Source organism: Rheinheimera sp. UJ63 (genome assembly GCF_021568285.1).
Classification (GTDB): domain Bacteria; phylum Pseudomonadota; class Gammaproteobacteria; order Enterobacterales; family Alteromonadaceae; genus Alishewanella; species Alishewanella maricola.
Window position 1 is genome coordinate 1,097,263 of sequence record NZ_JAKGTQ010000001.1, and the last position, 15,887, is coordinate 1,113,149.

A 15,887-nucleotide genomic window follows, 5' to 3' on the forward strand; every position below is an offset into this window, starting at 1 on the left:
GCTATGTTGCATGCGTTATTTCCGTTCAAGTCTGGCAGTTTATGCTAATAGCTGCCAGACTTAACCTTAATTGCTAACCAAAGGATCTTCATCGCCCGTGCGCACTACTGAACTTGTCAGCGGTTTCCGCCAATCTGCCCCTTATGTGAATGCCCACCGCGGTAAAACTTTTGTCATCATGCTCGGTGGCGAAGCGATTATGCAATCGGGTATCCGCAGTATCGTTAACGACATTGCCTTGTTAAATAGCCTCGGTATTAAAATCGTTCTAGTGTATGGCGCTAGGCCGCAGATCAATCAGGCCTTGCAACAAGCCGGCTTAGAAGCGCAATACCATAATCGCGTGCGCGTCACTGACGACGAATCCTTTCGACTGATTAAGCAAGTCGCCGGTGCCTTACAATTAGATATTACCGCTCGCTTATCGATGAGTTTGAGCAATACGCCCATGCAAGGCGCACAAATTAACGTGGTGAGTGGTAACTTCGTGATTGCGCAGCCGCTAGGCGTTGACGAAGGCGTCGATTATTTCCACAGTGGTAAAGTAAGACGCATTGATACCAACGGTATTCGTCGGCAATTAGACAACAACGGTATCGTACTGATGGGTCCGATTGCGGCGTCTGTCACCGGGGAAAGTTTTAATCTGACCGCCGAAGAAATTGCCACGCAGGTCGCGATCCGTTTAAAAGCCGATAAGATGATTGGCTTTAACGAAGCTGGGGGCGTTACTGACGAAGATGGACAAATTACCGCTGAATTAATGCCAAACCGCGCGGAAGAAATTATGCAGCGATTAGCGGCAGACAGTGATGCGTGTGTGGGTACGGTAGCCTTTTTAAATGCCGCCATTACGGCATGTCGAGCGGGCGTACCGCGCTGTCACTTGGTTTGTTACAACGAAGATGGCTCAATCTTACAAGAATTGTTCTCACGTGATGGTATCGGTACGCAAGTGGTTACCGAATCCGCAGAGAAACTGCGGCGCGCGGCGATCAGCGATATCGGTGGGATCCTTGATTTAATCCGGCCGTTAGAGCAGCAAGGCCTGTTGGTTCGCCGCTCACGCGAGCAATTAGAAATGGAAATTGAACATTTCACTCTGATCGAACGTGACGGTTTAGTGATTGGTTGTGCAGCGCTGTATCCGTTTCCTGAAGATAACGTGGGCGAGTTTGCCTGTTTAGCCGTGCATCCTGATTATCGCGATGCCGACCGTGGCAGCATCTTGTTAAAAAGCGTGATCCAGCAAGCACGGCAACGCAAGTATGACAGGTTATTTGCCTTAACCACGCGCAGCATTCACTGGTTTTTGGAGCAAGGCTTTCAGCTGGTGACTGTCGATGACTTACCTAGCCAGAAAAAGCAGCTGTATAATTACCAGCGCCGCTCAAAAATTTTAGCGCTCGATTTTTAAAACACAACGCCAACTAAGCTGGCGTTGTTGTTTCAAACAAGGCTAAATCATCTCGATGCACGGCCACTTCACTTGGGCAATACCCTAACAAGCTGGCAATTTGCTGGCTTTTCGCACCACGAATTTTGGCCAGTTCTAAAGCACTGTACTGACTGATCCCCTGCGCCAGGATAAGCCCCGCCTCTGTTTGCAGCAATACTGCATCACCTTTGTCAAAATGGCCTGCCGTAGCGGTAATGCCCGAAGGTAATAATGACGCACCGCGTTGCTGTAATGCTAGGGCCGCGCCCGCATCAACCACAATGCTTCCCTGCGGTTTTAAGTTGTGCCGCAACCAATGTTTCTTGGCACTGATGCGTTCTTGTTGCCGCTGAAACAAGGTACCACAGTGCCGATCGGCTAATAACTCATCAAAGGTTGTGGCCTTTTGTCCATTAATAATCAGCGTATCAATACCGGCTTTAGTGGCTTTATCTGCGGCTTGAATTTTCGTAGCCATACCGCCCGTACCAATGGCATGGTGGCTGCCGCCCGCCATCGCATAAATAGCGGGGGTAATATGCTCAACCAAGGGAATAAGCTTGGCATCTGGGGTAGTACGCGGATTGGCATTAAACAAACCGTCAATATCAGAGCAAATTAATAAAGCGTCAGCATCGGCTAAAATCGCGACCATCGCGGCGAGATTATCGTTATCGCCCACTTTTAATTCCGCTGTGGCTACGGTGTCGTTTTCATTGACTATCGGCAGCACCTGATTTGCTAGCAAAGTACGCAAGGTGTTATCGATATTCAGATAACGACGCCGATCTTTTAAATCATCGTGGGTCAGTAAAACCTGCGCACAATCAAAATCAAAAAGTTGTGCCCAGCAAGCCATCATACGGCTTTGCCCTACTGCCGCCATCGCTTGTTTAATGTTGATCGGCAAAGGTAACTGCTTAAAACTAATCGCATTGCGCCCAGCAGCGACACTGCCAGATGAAACCAGCACCACTTCAGTACCCGCAGCACGACACTCGGCAATAAAGCGCGCAATCGACAATAAATAGCGTGTTGAACAGCCGTCTGCCGAAGGTGCAATTAAAGCACTACCCACTTTTAACACTATACGTTTCCAACCTCGAACGGGCATATCCTGCATCCTTAGCACACATTTAACTTGCCTAGCTTAAAGTTTGGAAGTCTATATGTCTATTGCTATTTATCTGCTAACACTGATATCAATTCAGCCATGATTCAGCCGCTAAGCTTAAGCTTAGACTTAATTACCTTGCTTCACGGAGTAACACCATGAATTTAAAAGTCACTACCGCCTTAATGATGTCAGCCAGCTTAGTCTTAGCCGGTTGTGCAAACATGGAAAACCAAAATACTGCTCGCGGTGCCGCTATTGGTGCCGTTGTCGGTGCCGTTGCTGGTAAAGCTACGGGTAACCATAAAGACAAACGCATCGTAATTGGTGCTGCCGTAGGCGCCTTAGCCGGTGCTGCCGTAGGTAGCTATATGGATAAGCAAGAAAAAGCCCTGCGCGAAGAGCTCAGTGGCTCAGGCGTTAAAGTGATCCGCAATGGCGATAAACTGATGTTGGATATCCCGGCTCAGCTGACCTTCGAGATTAACCGCTCAGACGTGCGTGCCAGCTTATACCCTGTATTAAACGATATCGCCAAAGTATTGCGCGATTACCCCAAAACCATGTTAGTGATCGCTGGCCACACCGATGATACCGGTACACGCCAATACAACATGACTTTATCTACCGCCCGTGCTGATGCCGTGAAAAATTACCTGGTGGCGCAAAGTGTGCAGTCAATACGTTTAGAAACCATCGGTTATGGCCCAGATTATCCCGCGCTACCGAATAATTCAGATGCCAATCGTGCAGCAAACCGCCGTGTCGAAATTCATATTGAACCAGTAGTTGAATAAACTAAAAGCCTTAAACAAAAACGCAGCTCAAAGGCTGCGTTTTTCTTTGTTATTCCGCTGTATTTAAGTGTATCTATGCCCTGCCCCTGAACTTTCAACACTCCACTCAACCATTAAAAGCACTTATCGAAGTGACAGTGCGGTGCACTCATTAATAAAAAATAGGCATAATCTGCTGCAATAGCTTTTTATAAAATCATCCATGTTCCATGTTCCATGTTTGACGATATGCCGCTAAGCAGCCATAGTGGTGGTATTACAATCGACATTCATTTTTCAATGGCAGTAACGTTTTATGCGCTTGTCTCTGGTCATTTTACTGCTAACGGCTTTTCGCATCAGCGCTTCAGAAAACCTGAGTGACCACGAAACGTTTTGTCAGCAAGACAACACGATAAGCTGTGAGCACTATCTGCAACAGCAACTTACTGCAACAACCCCCTACAGCAATAATTGGTTTCGGATAAAAGCCTACCAACTCAATTATCTGTTTGATAAAAATCAATTTTTACAATTACAACATGAAGCAGAGTATTTATTAACGCAGCCCGCCATGCCTGATGTGTTTCGGGTACAACTGTATTTTTACTATGCTAAGGCGCTGTTTTATTTTAAAAAAACCGATGAAGCAAAAATCTATGCTGCCAAGGCAGTGGCTATCTTAAAGGAAGTTTACACCGTGTTTGGTAACCCACTGCGAATAGTCGAGTTGGCCAACCTGCAATATTATTTAGGCGAACTTGATCAGGCAGAGCAACTCCTGCGTTTTGCTCAATCGCATTATTCTAAAAGTATCGATCCTCTGTTCTTATTCGAACTTAATTCTAATTTTGCGCATATCAGCCATCAGCGTGATGATTTAACGTCTGCAGCGGCTTACCGTGCCGACGCATTAGCGGCTGCCATTTCGCTTGGGCATACTGGCAAAATGATTATCGGGATGGGCAATCTGGCCCGCACACAACAACTACTAGGCCAGTTAGCGGCGGCAGATCAGCTTTACCAAGACTCGCTAAAGTATACCGCCGAGCCAGAGCACCAAGTACAACACCATATTCATCTGCTGCGACTGACAGAAATAAACTTACAACTGAATCGGCCAACATTGGCTCGCGATTATTTTCAACAAATCGAGCCGAAACTACTTTCATCTTTTCATATGACGCTTTATCAACAATTCGGCACTAGCTTGGCGCAATTTACCGCTCAGTAAAGTCGAGTATTGATTCTTGCCATAAGAGTAACAAAACACCCAAACCACAAGGTTTAGCGAACTTAATACCGCTTACTTTGCTTGCTGCTGCGCAGCATTATAAGCTTGCGTGCCCCACAATGGCACCGTAGACAAGCTGTGTTTAAAGCTGCCCGAGGTTTCTTTGGTTGAATACGCCAGATACATCAATGTCTGATTTTCAGCATCGAAAATACGCCGAATTTTCATGCTTTTAAAAAAGATGCTTTTTGATTTGGTAAACAGTACCTCACCGCTTTTGCTCTTATCTATTTTAGCAATCATCTCAGCAGTAATCGGGCCTGTTTGGCGACAAGAAATACCGCTGTCCGAAGGGTCTGAAAGATTTAGATTGGCTTCAATACTGGAGACATGACAAGTCACACCGGTGACCAGCGGATCAGTAAAGGCATCAAGTTTAATATCCTTAGTGGTAAAGACGCCTAATGACACGTCACCCACTTCATTGCGGTTACAACTGACCAATAATAACAACAGTAAAACACCGAACAGTAAGCGCATGTGAAGGTCTCCCTAATTAAATAAGTGCATTGCTACAAGCTACCGCAGCTAACAGTATAGGTACCAGTAAAACACACCGGCGCAATTGTTGTCAGTATTTAAGCAAACTGTGCAACTTTCAAGGCCTGACCCCATGCAGATATGACCCCATGCAGATAAAAACCACATACGGTGCCTTTACGTATGGCATACTGCATCATCTAGGTTGTCGGCGGGGTTTGGCTGTCAGCATGGTTAGTCTTTTTAAGCTCGGAAATGCTATATATGTATCTTATTTGTTTTGACTTAGACGGCACCCTGTTAAACAACGTCTCTGAGATCTCCCGCTTTACCTACGACACCTTACAACTGTTAAGTGAGAAAGACATTGCCTTCACCATCGCCACCGGGCGCACTATGCTGTCGGCACAGCGAGCGGTGGCGGGTCATAAATTTGTGTTACCGCAAATCTATAATAATGGCGTAACTATCTGGGATCCGAACACCCAGCAACTGACCTTAGAGAACATCTTAGAGCAGACTGAAATTAATACTATTCTTGAGCTTGCGCTGCGCCAAGGGATCTCGCCCTTTGTGCACGTGATTGCACAGCACCAGCATGTGGTGTTTCATGCTGAAACCCAGCACGATGTGGAAAAAAGACTGGTTGAAAAGTACTTTAGCGACACGCCACAACAGCTACTGCCGCTGCACGCCTTAGCGCCTGAGCATCAGGTCACTAATATCAGCATGATTGGCGAGGCAGCCACCATTCATGCCATGTGGCTAAAATTAAACACCTATCCAAACCTGATTGCCTACTCAGGCCCTGCCATTGAGGGGCCGCAATATCGTTGGATGGATGTGCATCATTACCAAGCCAATAAAGGCAAGGCCGTCGCGCAGTTGAAAAAACAACTGGGTGCCAGCAAAGTCATTTGTTTTGGGGATGGTGATAACGATTTAAGTATGTTTGCTTGTGCTGATGAAAGTTACGCCCCCGCCAATGCCATTGACGAAATTAAGCAAGTGGCCAGCGCGGTAATTGGGCATCACCATGAAGATGGCGTCGCGCATTTTCTACGCGAGCGTTTCTCGCTGTAATAAGAAACGCCTGCCAATGCAGCAATACCGATGAGTTTAGTGTTTAGCATGACGCGGTTTGCTCACATCAACACGCCATGAATCATCCCTGAGGCTCCTTTTCGGCCATCCATGGCCTTCAACGGTTGATTTAGAGCAAACAGGTCATGCCTCACTGAATTACATTATACCAATGCAGGCGTTTTTATTATTCAACACTACCTTACTGGTTTGCAGCAAAGGCTTTCTTTACAAAGTTAGGCAAGGCCGCGGCGGCTTTATGCACTTCAACGTTGTAATACTCGGTATCAAAGCCAGCAGCCGCAGCAGCCCCTTCGCGGAAACCGTTAAACTCACCGCTTTTCTTCGCCAAGGTACAGGTCCACCAACCAGAGGGATAAACCATTTGCGGGAAGTTCAGCGTTTGCAAACTGGCAAAACCGGCATCGCTCATCGCTTGACGCATCGCGGTTAATAACGGCATATGAATCAGTGGCGATTCACTTTGTTGCACTAAGATACCGTCACTGGCTAGCGCCGCTAAGCAGCTAGCATAAAAGGCACGGTTAAATAAGCCTTCGCCTGGGCCAATCGGATCGGTAGAATCAACAATAATCACATCAATGGAGCCGGCAGCCGCTTCACGCATAAATTTAATGCCGTCTTCAAATTTCAGCGTGGCGCGTGGGTCATTATTCGAGGCACACAGCTCAGGGAAATATTTTTCCGCCATACGCGTGACTTGCTCGTCGATATCTATTTGCGTCACGCGTTCAACACCTGGGTGTTTTAATACTTCGCGTAAAGTGCCGCAGTCACCGCCACCAATAATCACCACATTTTTTGGGTTAGGATGCGTGAAAAGTACAGGGTGACTCAGCATTTCGTGATATAAGAAGTTATCACGGCTACTGAGCATGATAACGTCATCAATCACCATTAAATTACCAAAATGCGTGGTTTCGTACATGGCAATTTTCTGAAATGGTGACTGCACTTCGTCCAATTTCTTGGTAATCGCTAGACCAAACACACTACCACTGTCGGCAAACACCTCAGTAAGCCACTTTTTGTCATTAATTACTGACATAATTTCCCCCTGCATCGTATAAGGGGCGTATTCTGCCTGTGTTGCAGGCCACATACAAATTTTTTGGGCAATTTTGCTGCACCAACCCGTTATAGGCTTTAAACTATAGCAGTTAATTTTTTTGAGGAAGCACAATGTCAGCTTGGGGTTTTGAAAAAGCGCGATCGATTTATAACGTGGCAGTCTGGAGTGAAGGCTATTTTGACGTCAATCAGGACGGTGATCTTATTGCCTACCCAGACCAAGATCACAGTAAAAACGGGATCAGCTTTCCCGAGCTTACGCAGCGTTTCAAAGAAGAAGGCTTAACCTTACCGGTTTTAGTTCGCTTTACCGATATTTTGCAGCACCGGGTTGATACGTTAATTAAGTCGTTTCAACTAGCCAAAGCAGAAAAAGAATATAAAGGGCAATACACTGCTGTTTACCCCATTAAGGTAAACCAGCAGTTCTCTGTGGTAAAACGTTTAATTAGCCACGACAGCGGCAAAGTCGGCTTAGAAGCCGGTAGTAAGCCTGAATTAATGGCGATCTTGGGTGTGACTGAGCAACCGCTGCAAATCGTTTGTAATGGTTATAAAGACAGCGAATTTTTACGCTTAGCCACCATCGGCCAAATGATGGGCCACACCGTGTATGTGGTGGTAGAAAAACTGTCTGAGCTTAAAACGCTGATCCGCGAAATTGATAACTTAGGCGCAGCACCGCGCATTGGTATTCGTATTCGCTTAAACTCGGTAGGTAAAGGCAAATGGCAAAACACCGGTGGTGAAAAGGGCAAGTTTGGCTTAACCGCTACTCAAGTATTGCAAGCGATTGACGTACTGCGTGCAGCGAACAAGCTCGACCTGCTGCAATTAGTGCATTTTCATATCGGCTCACAAATCGCCAATATCCGTGATATTCACAACGCTATCCGTGAATGTGCCCGTCACTATGCAGAATTACGCACCCTTGGCGTGCCTATCACCACGGTTGATGTGGGTGGTGGCTTAGGTGTCGACTATGAAGGGTCAAAATCGCGCTCAGCCTGCTCGATGAACTACACCATGATGGAATATGCGCGTAACGTCGTTAACGGCTTAAAAGAAGTCTGTGACGAGTACGACTTACCCCATCCGAACATTATTACCGAATCGGGCCGCGCCATGACCGCGCACCATGCGGTATTGGTTACCGATGCGATTGATATTGAACGCGCACCGGGTTTAGTCAATTTACCTGAGCCCAGCGAAGATTCACCCACGGTGATCTTAGGTTTGTGGGAAGCTTATCAAAGCGTCACGCCACGTTCAGCAATTGAGGCGTATCACGATGCGATCCACTACTTCACTGACGCCCATGCCCAGTATGTACACGGTTTATTAACGCTGCAAGATTGGTCGTTATTAGAGCAAATTTACTTCGCTACCATTAACAAAGTGCGCGCAAATTTAGATTTATCGGCGCGTTCGCATCGCAGTATTCATGATGAGCTAAACGAAAAGCTGGCAGACAAACTGTTCGTTAACTTCTCGCTGTTTCAATCCATGCCAGATGCTTGGGGTATCGACCAACTGTTCCCAGTAATGCCACTCGAGCGGATGAACGAGCCACTAAACCACCGTGCCATTATTCAAGATATTACCTGTGACTCAGACGGTATGCTAAAAAGCTATGCCGATGGTAACGGTATTGAATCAAGCTTACCGCTGCCAGAATACAGCGATGATAAACAGTATTTACTGGGTATGTTTATGGTCGGCGCCTATCAAGAAATCCTCGGTGATTTACACAACTTGTTTGGCGATACCGATTCAGTGCACGTTGAACTGACAGATGATGGCAGCTACAAGCTAACCAATATCATCAAAGGCGACACCGTAGCCGATGTATTACGCTATGTGCAGTTTGATGCGAAGAAGCTGATTGCCTCTTACACTAAACAGCTGGCGAAACTTGAAATGGAAAGTGAACGTAAAGATGAACTGCTGGATGAATTAAAAGCCGGCGTTTATGGTTATACCTATTTCGAAGATTAAGCTAGAATAGCAACTGATCGGACGAGTAACGCAGCGCATAAGCGCGTTACTCGTCTTACATTTATTTCCTGTTGCCACCTCGGCAACACTAAATAATCAGGTGCGTTATGTTGGCGTTTTTACCCAAACCCCTTGTCGGTGTGCTCTCCATCCTACTCTATACCATCAATACTTTGTTCTGGTTTGTCCCTGTTTTGTTACTTGCCATCCTGAAATTGCTACCAATACCGCTTTGGCAAAGCGGCCTCACTTATCTGCTGGATGCCTGTGCCGTGTGTTGGATCAGCGTGAATAACTTCACCACAGCACTGTTTACCCGCATTCGCTGGCATGTGCAAGGCATCGAGCAATTATCACGAAAAGAGTGGTATTTGATTATTGCTAATCACCAATCTTGGGCAGATATCTTGGTATTACAGAAGATTTTTAATCGCAAAATTCCGTTTATTAAATTTTTCCTGAAAAAAGAACTGCTGTATGTGCCGTTTCTGGGCATTTGTTGGTGGGCGCTCGATTTTCCTTTTATGAAACGCTACAGCAAAAACTTTTTACAGAAAAACCCGCATTTGCAGGGTAAAGATATCGAAACTACGCGTAAAGCCTGCGAAAAATTCCGCTTTAAGCCGGTCTCGATTATGAATTTTGTTGAAGGAACACGCTTTACGAAGGCAAAACACCAGCAGCAACAATCGCCATTTGCGCATTTACTCAAACCGAAAGCCGGTGGTACCGCCTTTGTGCTTGGCGCTATGGGCCAACAACTGCATAAACTGCTAGATGTGACCATTTATTATCCACAAGGCATCCCCACCTTCTGGGATTACATCTCAGGCAAAGTTCATGCTATAACAGTAAAGGTGCAGGTATTGCCCATTACAGAGGATTTGATTGGCGACTACAACGATCCTGCTTACAAAGCACATTTTCAGCAATATATTAATCAGTTGTGGTTAAATAAAGATCAACAACTGGCCGAGCGAGATAAAAACAGCCAGTAAACAAGGAGTGGACGATGTTAAGCATATTGCCAGGGTTTCTGTTATTGCCGATAAGTTTTAGCTTATTTGCGCTTAATTTGGCATTTTGGGGCATCATCGTCACCCCGCTGGGTTTATTAAAATTATTGATCCCAAACGCCGCCGCCCACCGCTTGATTGCTAAGCTGGGTCGCTTTTGCTATCGCGGCTGGACCCGTGTGAATACGGGGCTGATTAATCTGTTTAACGATGTCGATTGGCAAATTAGCGGTGAGCAGCAACTGGATAAAGAAAGTTGGTATTTGCTGATCGCTAATCATAAAAGTTGGTTAGATATTCCGGTGGTCAGTACTTTTGCCGCCAAGTTGATCCCTGAACCCAAGTTCTTTTTAAAAGACCAATTAAAATGGGTGCCCTTTTTAGGCACTGGCTGCTGGGCCTTGGATATGCCTTATATGAAGCGCTATAGCGCAGCGACCTTGGCAAAGCGCCCTGAGTTAAAAGGCAAAGATATCGAAACAACGCGTAAATCTTGCGCAAAATTTCGCCACGCTCCCACCACCATTATCAATTTTGTTGAAGGCAGCCGTTGTACTGCACAAAAACAAAGATTACGGCAAAGCCCCTATAGCCATTTACTGCCGCCCAAAGCCGGCGGTATTGCCTTTACCCTGGCCAGCATGGGTGAGCAGTTTAACGCCATCTTAGATATCACGCTTATTTACCCCGATAACCAGCAAAATATTGCGCTTGATATGTTGATGGGCCGTTTAAAACGCGTGGTGATCAAAGCCGAGATTTTAGCCGTTGATCAACACGTCATGGGTGATTACTTTAACGATGCAGTATTTCGCGAGAATTTTCAGCAATGGCTGAATCAGCGTTGGCAGTTAAAAGATCAATACATTAGTGCCTATTATCAGCAGCAACAAAGCGATACGTTTAAACAACCTATCCGCTGTTAATCTTCAGCAACATGGCAGTAAGCTGGCCTGTTGCTTAGAAACCGCTGGCCATCATTGGCTTGGCCGTTAAACAGCGGGGTTTAAACGGGCTTGCAGTAATAAATTACGTGGGGTCAGCTGATAATCACAAAAAGCTTGCACGCTCACCTGATAACCGTGTTGTTGCAAGTACAAGGCTCTATCAAGCACCAAATACAGCTCTAATGGCCGCCGAAACAGGTGCCGAACGGCATCTAACCGCTGTACCAACAGATATCGCGCCTCGCCAGCCGCTAAATAACTCGGCCAGTCTGTAACTGCAGGTGCTGTTAAATGCTGTAAGCTGGCCGCCATCTTGGCAAACGCAGCAAAATCGCCACTAAACCACTGCTTGGGTAACGAAGGTAACGGCTGATATGCCCGCTGCCCCGTATGCTGAGCTCGCCATTCATCATAGGCCAAACGCCAAGTCACTTCGGTTTGCCGCAAACGACTAACCCGCTCACCCGCTGTAACTTGCCCTTGCACCGCCAGTTTTAAATCTTGCCGACTTAGCGCTAACGCATCGGCTTGGGCCTGTTTAGATAACGGCTGATAGTCTGAGCTGCTAATTAAATGATAGCAACAGGGGGCAACTTGTAACTGTTGGCAGCGATGGGCTACCGCCACCGTGAGTAATTGCAGATGGAGTTGACCACAAGCATGCAAGGCCAGCACTTGTTGCTCAGCATGCACTGCCGCCGCCCCCGCGGCAGTTAGCACATCCGCCTGAATAAACTGCTGTGGGATCTTATGCTGTGAAGCTAAGGCACTGCCCGCCTCACATAAGCTTGGCTGCCACTCGATACTCGTCACGGCGCGGCTAGATTGTGCGGCAAACAACCGGCCTAAATGGCCTTTACCAGCGCACCATTCCAGCACCGGCAACGCTTGCTCAGGAATAAACTGACAAAACTGCTGAATTTGCGCGAGCTTACGACCATGAATACCATTCGTTAACCAAAACGGCCAGATGCTACTGTCTGCATCACGCTGAGCCTTCAGCCACAAGGGTAAGTCTGTCAGCTCTGGAAAATACACGGCAAAATAGTGGCGTTGTTGCTGCGGATCCTGATCTAGCACCGCGAGCTCACTGGCGCCAAGTTGCAACAGTTGTGCATTCAAGGCTGGCGAGAAGGGTAATGTCAGGCAGTCCATCGGTGAGAACTGCCAATACTGGCGATAGCACTGCAATACACTGCTGAGCTGCTGAAACAACTCAGACAGCGCACTGCCCTGCAGCGGTGCGTTCGACATTAATACAACAGGGCGTATAAACGACGACGATATTGGCTGGCCAACGGATCACCTTTCGGCAATGCCGCCAAAATATCTAAATACAATTTTTTGCTCTGACCAAAATTAAGATCTTGCTGCAAAATGTTCAATAATAAGGCCAGCGCCTCTTCTGAACGCAACACCGCCTGATATTGCACCGCTAATTGTTCGATAAGGTGTTTATCTTCTGGCGCAGCGGCTAATTGTGCTTCTAATGCTTGGATCTCGGGGGTATTGGTGGCTTGTTGGGCTAATTCTAATTTGGCTAACACCGTTTTGTACAAGGCGTCTTGATCCGCTAAACGTACTTCCGCTAACAGCTTTTCAGCCTGAGTCAACTGACCTAAGCTAATTGAGCAATCCGCTAACCAAATTTTAATTTCCACTCGCTCAGGTGCCAGCGTTAAAGCCTCAGCTAATAACGGATAAGCGGCGTTCATCTGCCCAGCTTCTAATTGTCGCTGCGCTTTCGCTAGCAAGTCATCTTCCGGCTTGGGTAAGTAAGCGGCCAAGCGTTGTAGAATTTGTTGTTCGGTTTCGACACCGGCAAAACCATCAACCGGTTGGCCTTCTTTAATAAACATGACGGTGGGCAGCGATTGCACACCAAATTGCATGGCTAAATCTTGCTCTGCATCGCAATCCACTTTCGCCAAACACAGTTGCTTGGGATATTGCTGCACTATTTTGCTTAATGTTGCCGTGAGCTGCTGGCAGCCGGTACTACGAGCCGACCAGAATTGAAAAAGTACTAACTGTTGCATCGAGCGATCGAGGATCTCCCGCGCATTCATCATGGTGACGTCAACAATAGGGTTTTGCATTAGCGGTAAATCCTGTAACAAAAGTCATAGTTGTTACTATGGTGGCGCCGCCGCCCTTTTTAAAGCAGTAAAGATGGCTAAAAAGTGAAAAAGGCATCGACATTCCCAAGCAGTTGCCGTAAATTAATTAAGCGCACAAAAAACGCCAGCAGAGCCATAAAGAAAGCGCAGGAACTGTAGCGAAAAGCTTACGCTTCCCGACATACCAGCCCACGTAGCACCACTGACAATCCGGTAACGGAATGTCGGCAGTTTTTGGTATTTAATGCCTTAAAACTGCTTTTACCTCAGCAACTGATGAGATACTACATTATGACAAGCCAATCCAAACAAGCCGAGATGTTATCGGGCGCAGCTATGGTAATCCGCGCGCTGGCCGATGAAGGGGTAGAATACGTCTATGGCTATCCCGGTGGCGCTGTACTGCATATTTATGATGCGCTGTTTCAACAAACTCAAGTCAAGCATGTGCTGGTGCGCCACGAGCAAGCCGCCACGCATATGGCCGATGCCTATGCCCGTGCTACCGGTAAAGCCGGTGTGGTGCTCGTGACTTCAGGTCCGGGTGCCACTAACGCCGTCACCGGTATTGCCACCGCCTATATGGACTCGATCCCGATGGTGGTGCTCACCGGCCAAGTAATGAGCCATTTAATCGGCGAAGATGCCTTCCAAGAAACCGACATGCTCGGTATTTCCCGGCCGATCGTCAAACATAATATGTCGGTGCGACGCCCTGAAGATATTCCGGCTCTGATTAGAAAAGCCTTTTATATTGCGCAAAGCGGTCGCCCAGGCCCGGTAGTGCTCGATATCCCGAAGGATATGACGATCCCAAGCCAAACCTTTGCTTATGATTACCCAAGCGAAGTGAAGCTGCGTTCATACCAGCCAAAATTAAAAGGCCATAGCGGCCAGATTAAAAAAGCCGTTACCGCGTTATTAGCCGCGAAAAGACCGATCATTTATGCCGGCGGTGGTGTCATCATGGGCCGTGCATCCGACGAGCTCACTGAATTAGCGCAGCTGTTAAATGTGCCCGTAACCAACACCCTGATGGGCTTAGGGGCTTATCCGGGTGATGATAAACAATTTGTGGGTATGCTGGGTATGCACGGCAGTTACGAAGCCAACCAAACCATGCACCACGCTGATGTTATTCTAGCCGTAGGTGCGCGCTTTGATGATCGCGTGACCAACAACACCAAAAAATTCTGCCCCGATGCCACGATCATTCATATTGACGTTGATCCGGCCAGTATTTCTAAAACCGTTAACGCGCATATTCCGATCGTTGGTTTAGTGCAGCCGGTGCTAGAAGAAATGCTTGGCCTGGTGAAGCAGAAAAAGAAAAAACTGGACGAAGCCGCACTGGCCAGTTGGTGGCAACAAATTAATGCCTGGCGTGCCGTGCACGGCGGTCGTTATGACACCACCACCTCGCAAATCAAGCCACAGCACGTCATTGAAATGGTGAGCAAAATTACTAAGGGTAATGCCTTTGTCTGTAGTGATGTTGGCCAGCATCAGATGTTCGCGGCGCAGTATTACAAATTTAACAAACCGAATCGTTGGATTAACTCGGGTGGCCTTGGCACCATGGGCTTTGGTTTACCGGCGGCAATGGGCATTAAACTGAACTTCCCTGATGACGATGTGGTGTGTGTTACCGGTGAAGGCTCTATTCAGATGAATATTCAGGAGCTCTCAACCTGTAAACAATATGGGCTGGGCGTGAAAATCATCAACCTGAATAACGGCTATTTAGGCATGGTGAAGCAATGGCAAGATATGAACTATGAATCGCGCTATGCCAGCTCTTATATGGACTCACTACCTGACTTTATTAAGTTAGCCGAAGCCTACGGCCATGTCGGTATTCGCGTAACGAAACCAGAAGAACTGGAGCCGGCCCTAGAGCGTGCTTTTGCCCTCAAAGATCAGTTGGTGTTTTTAGATATTCATATCGATCCGAAAGAGCATGTTTACCCGATGCAAATTCCAGGCGGCGCCATGAATGAGTTATTTTTAAGTAAGACAGAGAGGACTTAACCATGCGACATATTATTTCTGTTTTACTCGAAAACGAATCGGGTGCTTTAGCCCGTCTTGTCGGTTTGTTTGCTCAGCGCGGTTACAACATTGATTCGCTCACCGTAGCGCCAACGGAAGACGCCACCCTTTCGCGTTTAACCTTAGTGACGCATGGTAATGATCAAGTGATTGAACAAATTACTAAGCAGCTGCATAAACTGATTGAAGTAGTGAAACTGACTGATCTTAGCGAATCAGCGCACATTGAACGCGAATTGATGCTGGTAAAAGTGAAAGCCGCAGGCAACCAACGCGACGAAGTAAAACGCTGTGCGGATATCTTTCGTGGCCAAATTGTTGATGTGTCTGCCAATACCTATACCGTGCAATTAGTAGGTACCAGCGACAAACTGGATGCGTTTATCCAAGCATTAAGCGGCTCGCAAATTCTGGAAGTGGTGCGCAGCGGTGTGTCGGGTATTTCACGCGGTGAAAAAACCTTAGCGATGTAACCCG

14 protein-coding genes are annotated in these 15,887 nt (G+C 47.1%); 9 read left to right on the forward strand and 5 right to left on the reverse strand.

All coding sequences use genetic code 11. The features are described from left to right. Nucleotides 1–97: 97 nt before the first annotated feature. Nucleotides 98–1,417, forward strand: coding sequence for an amino-acid N-acetyltransferase (gene argA, locus L1N97_RS05070; protein WP_236129018.1), 1,320 nt, complete (start codon nt 98–100; stop codon nt 1,415–1,417). A gap of 13 nt (nt 1,418–1,430) precedes the next feature. Here argA and proB read toward each other — a convergent pair whose 3' ends face one another. Next, on the reverse strand, nt 1,431–2,552 hold the full coding sequence (gene proB / locus L1N97_RS05075) for a glutamate 5-kinase (RefSeq protein ID WP_236129019.1): 1,122 nt from the start codon (nt 2,550–2,552) through the stop codon (nt 1,431–1,433). A 158-nt stretch (nt 2,553–2,710) separates the two neighbouring features. Here proB and L1N97_RS05080 point away from each other — a divergent pair, with 158 nt between their 5' ends. After that, nucleotides 2,711–3,349 (forward strand): OmpA family protein, encoded by a 639-nt coding sequence (locus tag L1N97_RS05080; protein WP_229584629.1) that lies wholly within the window; start codon nt 2,711–2,713, stop codon nt 3,347–3,349. A gap of 295 nt (nt 3,350–3,644) precedes the next feature. Then, nucleotides 3,645–4,562, forward strand: coding sequence for a hypothetical protein (locus tag L1N97_RS05085; protein ID WP_236129020.1), 918 nt, complete (start codon nt 3,645–3,647; stop codon nt 4,560–4,562). A 72-nt stretch (nt 4,563–4,634) separates the two neighbouring features. Here the strand turns inward: L1N97_RS05085 and L1N97_RS05090 are convergent, their stop codons facing one another. Further along, on the reverse strand, nt 4,635–5,102 hold the full coding sequence (locus L1N97_RS05090) for a CreA family protein (RefSeq protein ID WP_236129021.1): 468 nt from the start codon (nt 5,100–5,102) through the stop codon (nt 4,635–4,637). 264 nt (nt 5,103–5,366) lie between these two features. Between L1N97_RS05090 and L1N97_RS05095 the strand changes: the two genes are divergently transcribed. Further along, nucleotides 5,367–6,185, forward strand: a complete 819-nt coding sequence (locus L1N97_RS05095; protein WP_236129022.1) for an HAD family hydrolase — start codon at nt 5,367–5,369, stop codon at nt 6,183–6,185. Between the two features lie 202 nt (nt 6,186–6,387). On the opposite strand, the gene speE is transcribed toward L1N97_RS05095, so the two are convergent. Beyond that, nucleotides 6,388–7,254, reverse strand: a complete 867-nt coding sequence (gene speE, locus L1N97_RS05100; protein ID WP_236129023.1) for a polyamine aminopropyltransferase — start codon at nt 7,252–7,254, stop codon at nt 6,388–6,390. Between the two features lie 134 nt (nt 7,255–7,388). Here speE and speA point away from each other — a divergent pair, with 134 nt between their 5' ends. From speA to L1N97_RS05115, 3 genes are all read left to right on the forward strand, one after another. Next, nucleotides 7,389–9,275 carry a biosynthetic arginine decarboxylase gene (gene speA / locus L1N97_RS05105; protein WP_236129024.1) on the forward strand — a complete coding sequence of 629 codons (1,887 nt, stop codon included), beginning with the start codon at nt 7,389–7,391 and terminating at the stop codon, nt 9,273–9,275. A gap of 107 nt (nt 9,276–9,382) precedes the next feature. Next, complete coding sequence (locus L1N97_RS05110; protein WP_236129025.1) at nt 9,383–10,273, forward strand: acyltransferase; 891 nt, start codon at nt 9,383–9,385, stop codon at nt 10,271–10,273. Nucleotides 10,274–10,287: 14 nt separating this feature from the next. Beyond that, nucleotides 10,288–11,217, forward strand: coding sequence for an acyltransferase (locus tag L1N97_RS05115; protein WP_236129026.1), 930 nt, complete (start codon nt 10,288–10,290; stop codon nt 11,215–11,217). A gap of 66 nt (nt 11,218–11,283) precedes the next feature. On the opposite strand, the gene L1N97_RS05120 is transcribed toward L1N97_RS05115, so the two are convergent. Then, nucleotides 11,284–12,492, reverse strand: a complete 1,209-nt coding sequence (locus tag L1N97_RS05120; RefSeq protein ID WP_236129027.1) for a methyltransferase — start codon at nt 12,490–12,492, stop codon at nt 11,284–11,286. Beyond that, nucleotides 12,492–13,337, reverse strand: coding sequence for a co-chaperone YbbN (locus tag L1N97_RS05125; protein WP_229584619.1), 846 nt, complete (start codon nt 13,335–13,337; stop codon nt 12,492–12,494). Before L1N97_RS05125 ends, L1N97_RS05120 begins: the two co-directional genes overlap by 1 nt. A gap of 312 nt (nt 13,338–13,649) precedes the next feature. Here L1N97_RS05125 and L1N97_RS05130 point away from each other — a divergent pair, with 312 nt between their 5' ends. Both L1N97_RS05130 and ilvN read left to right on the forward strand, forming a co-directional pair. Then, on the forward strand, nt 13,650–15,389 hold the full coding sequence (locus L1N97_RS05130) for an acetolactate synthase 3 large subunit (RefSeq protein WP_236129028.1): 1,740 nt from the start codon (nt 13,650–13,652) through the stop codon (nt 15,387–15,389). 2 nt (nt 15,390–15,391) lie between these two features. Continuing rightward, nucleotides 15,392–15,883 (forward strand): acetolactate synthase small subunit, encoded by a 492-nt coding sequence (gene ilvN, locus L1N97_RS05135; protein WP_229584617.1) that lies wholly within the window; start codon nt 15,392–15,394, stop codon nt 15,881–15,883. Nucleotides 15,884–15,887: the final 4 nt, after the last annotated feature.